Source organism: Glaciimonas sp. GG7, from assembly GCF_052976905.1.
The window spans coordinates 1-7,745 of sequence record NZ_JBRIIQ010000138.1 but is presented as its reverse complement, the minus strand read 5'-3'; the positions used below and the strand labels follow the sequence as shown (position 1 = coordinate 7,745).

6 protein-coding genes are annotated in these 7,745 nt (G+C 55.2%); all 6 read left to right on the top strand.

The features are described 5' to 3' along the window. Positions 1-44: 44 nt before the first annotated feature. The 6 genes from ACVBEF_RS19565 (at position 45) to ACVBEF_RS19540 (ending at position 7,566) form a co-directional block, all read left to right on the top strand. Complete coding sequence (locus ACVBEF_RS19565; RefSeq protein ID WP_447125592.1) at positions 45-1,703, top strand: flavin-containing monooxygenase; 1,659 nt, start codon at positions 45-47, stop codon at positions 1,701-1,703. 84 nt (positions 1,704-1,787) lie between these two features. After that, complete coding sequence (locus ACVBEF_RS19560) at positions 1,788-2,981, top strand: ABC transporter substrate-binding protein (RefSeq protein ID WP_447125591.1); 1,194 nt, start codon at positions 1,788-1,790, stop codon at positions 2,979-2,981. Positions 2,982-3,191: 210 nt separating this feature from the next. Then, positions 3,192-4,112, top strand: coding sequence for a branched-chain amino acid ABC transporter permease (locus tag ACVBEF_RS19555; protein ID WP_447125590.1), 921 nt, complete (start codon positions 3,192-3,194; stop codon positions 4,110-4,112). After that, complete coding sequence (locus ACVBEF_RS19550) at positions 4,112-5,902, top strand: branched-chain amino acid ABC transporter ATP-binding protein/permease (protein WP_447125589.1); 1,791 nt, start codon at positions 4,112-4,114, stop codon at positions 5,900-5,902. The genes ACVBEF_RS19555 and ACVBEF_RS19550 overlap by 1 nt, the downstream gene beginning before the upstream one ends. Then, complete coding sequence (locus tag ACVBEF_RS19545; RefSeq protein ID WP_447125588.1) at positions 5,896-6,606, top strand: ABC transporter ATP-binding protein; 711 nt, start codon at positions 5,896-5,898, stop codon at positions 6,604-6,606. Before ACVBEF_RS19550 ends, ACVBEF_RS19545 begins: the two co-directional genes overlap by 7 nt. A 21-nt stretch (positions 6,607-6,627) precedes the next feature. After that, a complete protein-coding gene (locus ACVBEF_RS19540) occupies positions 6,628-7,566 on the top strand; it encodes a glutathione S-transferase family protein (RefSeq protein ID WP_447125587.1) in 939 nt (312 codons plus the stop codon). Positions 7,567-7,745 lie beyond the last annotated feature (179 nt).

Below are 7,745 nucleotides of genomic sequence, written 5' to 3'. Positions count from 1 at the left end.
ATCGTTTGTGATGACGCAATAAGTTTGATGGTGGAGGAGACGCAATGCCAGATACTAATGAGTCGACCAAAGAGTCGATCAAAAGTGGAATAGAGAAGGGTCAGCCGAGCGTCGATGCCGTCGTCATCGGTGCCGGGTTTGCCGGGATGTATATGCTGTACCGTTTGCGCCAGTTGGGGCTGACCACGCAAGGGTTCGAGAAAGGCCGCGATGTCGGCGGCGTCTGGTATTGGAACCGCTATCCCGGCGCGCGTTGCGATGTCGAGAGTATGCAATATTCGTATTCATTCTCCGAAGCCCTGCAACAAGAATACCAATGGAGCGAACGCTTTGCTGCCCAGCCAGAGATTCTGGCCTATGCCGAGCACGTGGCCGAGCGCTTTGATTTGCGCCGCGATATCACGTTTGAGACCAGCGTTATCAGCGCGACTTACAACGACCAAAAAGGGTGGTGGGATATTTGTACTGATAACGGAGCAGCCTTATCGGCCCGCTTCTGCATCATGGCCACTGGCTGTCTGTCGTCAACCCGCATGCCTGATATTGCCGGTATCGACGACTTTCAGGGGCAGATCTATCACACCGGCAACTGGCCGCACGAAGCGGTGGATTTCAGCGGCCAGCGCGTCGGTGTAATCGGGACCGGATCGTCGGGCATACAAAGTATTCCGGTCATTGCGCAGCAGGCTGGCGAACTGTTCGCTTTCCAGCGTACCGCCAACTTTAGTGTCCCGGCACGCAATGCGCCGCTGACCGAGCAGGATCAACGGCGCTGGAAAGACAACTACGCCAACTTGCGGCAGCAGGCGCGTGAAGATACCAGCTCCGGGACCTTGTACGAAAAGAGTCCGCACAAGGCGCATGAAGTCAGTCCCGAGCAGCAACGTAGTGAATTTACCCGGCGCTGGAAATCGGGCGGCGTTAATTTCATGCATTCGTTCTCAGACCTGATGCTCGATATCAAGTCCAACGATAGCGCCGCCAATTTTGTGCGCAGCCAGATCAGCGACATCGTGGAAGATCCTGCTGTTGCGGCCTTGCTTACACCAACCGGTTATCCGATCGGGGCCAAGCGGATTTGCGTGGACTCCGATTATTACAGCACCTTTAACCGTGACAACGTCACCTTAGTCGATCTGCGCACAGCCCCCATCACGACCATTACCGCCACCGGTTTGCAGACGACGGATGCGCATTACGCGCTCGATAGCATCGTCTTCGCCACGGGTTACGACGCGATGACTGGCGCGCTGCTGAAGATCAATATCACCGGACGCGCAGGCCAGACGCTTGCCAACAAATGGGAAGCCGGACCGCGCACGTATCTCGGCTTGATGATGGCCGGTTTTCCGAATCTGTTCACCATCACCGGACCGGGCAGCCCATCGGTATTGGCAAATATGATTTTTGCCATCGAGCAGCATGTCGAGTGGATCGCTGCCTGTCTGGCATGGATGCGCGAGCGTGTATTGCAGACGATAGAGGCGAATAACGCAGCAGAAGATTTGTGGGTTGAGCATGTCAATGCGGTGGCTGACAAAACCTTATTTCCGCTTGCTAACTCCTGGTATGTCGGGGCAAATGTGCCCGGCAAGCCGCGTGTGTTTATGCCTTATGTCGGTGGCGTTGTGCCTTATCGGCGTAAGTGTGATGAGGTTGCTGCCAATGGTTATGAAGGATTTCAGTTGAGCGCCACGCCTTAAGTTGAACAATGAGTACCGTTAAAAAGCGCAAATAGATCGCAGACCACTGCGACATCTGCACCATCCACAGCAGGAGACAAAAAAATGAAGATACACACACACGCACATAAGCACACACTAGCTCTGGCAATGTTATTTGCCACCGTATCGGCGGCGCATGCCGAAGATATCAAGATTGGCTTTAACGGCGATCTCTCCGCCTCGCCCTCGGCCTTGAGCGGAAAGGCCGCCGTCTTCGGAATCGAAGCCGCTATTGAAGACATCAATGCCGCCGGTGGCGTGCTCGGGCGCAAGCTCAGTCTGGTGACGCGTGACGATCTGTCGCAGCCGCAAAAGTCGATTCAAAACATGTCAGAGTTGATCGATGCCGAGAAAGTCGTGGCCGTTATTGGCCCTACCAATTCAGGTAATGCACTGGCCTGGAAGCATATTGCGAATCAGAAAAAAATCCCGGTCATCGGCGCCATTGGCTCAGCTACGGCGATCACCTATCCGATGAGTCCGGGCGCTGACAATTACATGTTCCGGGTCTCGATGGTGGACCGTGATTCGATTGCTGCGCTCATGGCGTATGCGAAGAAAAATCCGAGCAGCAAGAAGATCGGCTATTTAGTTGAGACCACCGGCTTCGGTCAGGGCGGTTTGAAGGATATCGAAGAGATCGGCAAGTTGCAGCAAATCGAACCCGGCTGCAATGAGAAATTTGCCGTCGCCGACACGGACATGACTTCGCAACTGAGTAAATGCAAGGCCGCCGGGGTTGATACGCTGGTGGTCTGGGCGCAAGCCGTACCGTCCGCGCAGTTGATGCGCAGCATGGAAAAAATCAGCTATATGCCAACCACGCTGATGTCCTGGGGCATTCAGCAACCGTCGTTTTATGAGATCGCAGGCAAGGCTGGTGCAGGGCCGATCTTCTTGCAAACATTGACCGACGAGCGCACCGCGCGTCAGCAAAAATTGTACGAGCGGATTGCACCAAAAATGCCGTCGAGTCCGTTTGGCATCGCCGGTCACGCCTATGACGCAGTACTCCTTCTAAGCGCTGCGATCAGGCAAGCCAATAGCACTGACGGCGTGAAGCTGCGCGTTGCGTTAGAGAGTTTGCAGGGCAATGTCGATGGCGTCATGAAAACCTACGCCACACCGTTTTCGGCCACGCTGCGCGAAGCGCTTAGTTCCAACGATTACCGCTGGGTCAAATGGCGCGATGGCAAGTTGGTGGCGTATACCGATCCGGTGATCAAGTCATTGGTCGCAGTTGATTACAAAAAATAATTTTGAGTGTTGATATTTGAATGTATGAAAACCCGTTCGTACTGAGTAGCCCGTAAGGGCGTATCGAAGTAGTTACATACGTCAGTGCATCTTCGATACGGCACTTTGTGCCTACTCAGTCCGAACGGGTTTAAGAGTGCTTCACCAAATTTATATGTCAATACTTCCTAATACGAACTCTGTCATCCGTTTCAGAAAGGTCTGTTCACCATGCTCACCACAGTGATCCAGGCAATCATCAGCGGCCTTGCCGTCGGGGGCGCGTATGCGTTGTTCGCCTTGAGTTTCAGTATTACCTTCACGACGACGAAGACGCTCAATTTTGCCGAGGGGGACTTCATTTCCTTTGGCGCTTTTGTCGGTCTCTCGGCGTTATGGTTGCTGACCGGCAAGCCGCTCAACTCTTCGCTAGCTGATTTACCGCTGGTGGTCTGGCAGCAGATTTTTTCTGCGATTGCGGTGATTCTGGTGGTGGGCGCTGTCGGGGCGTTGCTGTATGTGCTGGCGGTGCGACCGTTTTCTGGTGGCAGCGGGATGTCCTGGGTGATGAGTACGATCGGTTTTGGCATCATTCTGACCAGTGGCGGTCTGGCGTTGTGGGGGCCGTCACAGGTATTCGTGCCATCGCCTCTGGGCGACCAGGTATTACACCTGTTCGGGATCGGGATTCGACCGCAGGAAATGTTGATCTTGGGCGTCAGCGTCTTGATCATGTTGGTGTTCGATTGGGTGATGCGCAGCACCATGACCGGCAAGGCGATGCGCGCCGTGGCCCATGATCCGCGCGTGGCGGGGGCGATGGGGATTAACGCCGGGGCGATGATGGTGGGGGCCTATGTGGTGAGCTCGGCGCTGGCCGGTGTGGGCGGCTTTCTGATTGCACCGATCACTTCGGCATCATTGTTTATCGGTCTGACGATAGGGCTGAAAGGTTTTTCTGCGGCCATTATCGGCGGCCTGTCCAATCCACGCGGTTGCGTAGTGGGCGGCTTCGCCCTCGGACTGGTCGAGTCGATGGTCAATTTATGGCAAGCGCAATGGCGTGAGGTGGTGGTGTTTTTGCTGGTCATTCTGGTGTTGGCTTGTCGGCCGTATGGCTTGATGGGTGTGCGCCCGGTGGAAAAAGTCTGATGCGCGGGGTCCTTGGTCCTTTGGTCATTGCCGCGCTCATTGCGTTGCTGGCGGCGCTGGCGAAGAACGATTACCAGTTGGGCTTGTTGTTCATGATGGGCGTGTATTTTCTCTGCGCCGCCGGGATGAATGTCTTGGTCGGATTTGCCGGACAGAAGTCGTTGGGACAGGCTGGCTTGTTTGCCGCCGGTGCGTATGGGGCGGCGATTCTCAGCACCCGTTTCGATTGGCATCCGGTTTGTGCGTTGCTCGGTGCCGCGGTGTTGGCCGGCTTGTGTGGAGCGCTCATTGCATGGCCGTCGCTGCGCGTGCGTGGTCCCTATCTGGCGATGGTGACGCTGGCGTTTGGCATTGTGGTAGAAAAACTGGTCTCGGGATGGACCGAGGTGTTTGGCGGTGCGCAGGGCATCTATGGCGTCAAAGCGCTGACGTTATCGGGCGTGCCGCTATCCGGATTGCAATGGGTCTGGGTCGTGTTGGCGCTGGGCCTGATCACGCATCTGCTATTACGTAATTTGCTCACCGGGCGCTTTGGCCGGGCCTGGCTGGCGATTCAGACCGATGATATCGCCGCTGCTTGCGCTGGCGTGCATGTGTATCGCTATAAGGTGCTGGCCTTTGTCATCGCTGGCGTGTGCTGTGGAATAGCTGGGGCTTTGGTGGCGCAGCATGGGCAGTACATTAATTCCGATTACATCAATTTTAATTTGTCGATTTTTATTTTGTTGCTGGTCATGCTGGGTGGCGCGGGTTCGTTGTCCGGGCCATTGATCGGCGCGGTATTACTGACCCTGATTGACGCCTGGCTGGCGCAATGGCCGTCGCTTCAGCATTTCGGTTATGGCGCGTTGCTGTTGTTTGCGCTGTATGTGATGCCTGATGGTGTTGCGGGTGTTGTGGGGAGTTTGATGCGCATCTTCAGTCCTCGACTGACTGAAGTGACGCTTGCCGCACATGCGTCGCTGCCGCAACTGGCGTTACCGGATAGCAACGTCGCGTTCCTTGAAGTACAAAACCTGTGTAAATCATTTGGCGGTATCCATCCTGTGCAAGACGTCTCGTTGACGTTGCGACCGGGAAAAATCCATGCCCTGATCGGTCCTAACGGCGCAGGCAAAACGACCATGATTAATCTGCTCAGCGGCGTCATTCCGGCCAGCTCTGGACGCATCGCTTTTCTGGGCAAGGAGATGGGTCAGCTCGCCAGCCATGCGATTTGCCGCAATGGGATTGCACGCACATTTCAAAATCTGCGCTTGTTCGGGGCCTTGCCGGTATTGGACAATATCCTCATAGGTCGTCACTGTCGGATGGGGAACGGTTTCATCAGTTCATTGTTGGGATTGCCATCGGCGCAAGCCCAGGAGCGGCAAGCACGTGCGCGTGCGGGATCGATTCTGGCTTTTATCGGACTGTCGCATTTGGCCGGGCGACCTGCTGCCAGTCTGGCTTACGGCTTGCAACGACGGGTTGAGTTAGCGCGTGCGCTGGCAACCGATCCGGTGTTGCTATTGCTCGATGAACCAGCCGCTGGTCTGAATCCGCAAGAAAGCGCCGAACTGGGCGACCTGATTGTGCGCATCGCTGCACTCGGTATCACCATCGTGATGGTCGAGCATCACATGGATCTGGTGATGAGGATTTCCGATCACGTGATCGTCCTCGACCACGGCGTCAAGATTGCCGAAGGTTCGCCCGCTTTTATTCGGGCAGATGCCCGCGTGATCGCTTCGTATCTTGGCGCACCTGCCGAAGTTGTTTCCATCGCAGAGGAGTCGTGCGTATGTTAATTCTTAACGGCGTTGATGTCGGTTACGGATCGATCTCGGCGCTACGGTCGATTTCGCTGGAAATCCCCTCCGGTGCAGTCGTGGCGATTATCGGTGCCAATGGCGCTGGCAAAAGCTCTTTGCTCAAAAGCATTGCCGGTTGGGAAATACCGACCGCCGGTACGATTCGTTTTATGGATAGCGACATCACCCGCTTGCCAGCACATCGCCGCGCAGGACTGGGGATTGCACTTTCGCCAGAAGGACGCGGTATTTTTCCAGACCAGAGTGTGCGCGACAACCTGATCTTAGGAGCGTATTTGCGCCGCCGCGACCCGGTTGGCATCGCCCGCGATATGGTGCGATCGTTTGAACTTTTTCCGATACTGGGCACACGTCAGCATCAACTCGCCGGCACGTTGTCGGGCGGCGAGCAGCAGATGCTGGCGATAACCCGTGCACTGATGAGCCGCCCCAGGTTGCTGTTGCTCGATGAACCATCGCTAGGCCTCGCGCCGCTGATCATCAAGGAAATTTTTGCGACGATCTGTAGTTTGCGTACCGATGGATTGACAATTTTATTGGTAGAACAAATGGCGAATCAGGCGTTGGCAATTGCGGATACCGCCTATGTATTGGAAACCGGGAGCATCACGCATCGTGGACGGGGTGTTGATCTGATGCACGATCCTAAAGTGCGTGCTGCATATCTCGGCATGCATTAAATTTTTTACAGAGGTAAAAATATGGCTGATCTGATTCTGCATCACTTTTTGATTTCTCCGTTTTCAGAAAAAATTCGACTGGTGATGGGATACAAAAAATTAGCCTGGCGGTCGGTGATTGTCCCCGGTGTCATGCCCAAGCCGGACGTCGTTGCGCTTACTGGTGGTTATCGCAAAACCCCTATCCTCCAAATTGGCGCTGACATTTATTGCGACAGTGCGCTTATTTGCGATGTGATTGAACGGCTGCATCCGGAGCCGTTGCTGTATCCGATTGCCTGTGCGGGGTTGGCGCGTACTGTTGCGCAGTGGGCTGATAGCACGTTGTTTTGGAGTGTGTTGGCACCACCCCGAGATACGGCGCTGATGTTTTTTGGTGCGCCGGTGGAGACGACTTCCCTTTTTGGCGCAGACCGCGATGCGATGAAGGGCGCAATGCTCAGGCTGCGTGCGCCGGATGCAGCGGCGGCTTGTCGATTGTATTTTGATCGGCTGGTATCGATGCTTAACGGGCAGCCTTTTTTGTTGGGGCAGCAGCCGTGTATTGCTGATTTTTCTGTGTATCACGGGCTGTGGTTTAGTCGGCAATTCACGCCTGTTGTGGCGGAGATGTTGGGTGGCTTTCCGGTTCTGCTGAGTTGGATGGAAAGGATGGGGGTGTTGGGGCATGGGGAGGTTATGCCGATGTTTTCTGCTGATGCGGTGGCGGTTGCGGCGGATGCGCAGCCGTTAGCTATTGGGAGTGGGCCTTTTGTTGATCATGGGTTTTTGGATGAGCATGGGATTGCTTTGGGGGCTCGGGTGAGTGTTCGGGCGGAGAGTTTTGGGCCGGAAGTCTCTGAGGGGGAGTTGGTTGCGGCTAGTTCTTCGCACTTTAGCTTGCGGCGCTTGGATGCGCGGGCTGGGGTTGTGCATGTGCATTTTCCGCGTGTTGGATATGTGCTTGAGGTGGTTGGGTGATGGATTTGGGTTGGTGGTTATTGAATGGGTAGGTTAACTGCAACTGCAACGTTAAGTTGGTAATTGAAAGGGTATGTACTCCGTTGATGCTTGCCGGGGGCGGCCCGGCAGCCGGTCACTTTTTCTTGCTTCGCCAAGAAAAAGTAACCAAAAAGAAGGCGACCGCAAATGCCGCTGCC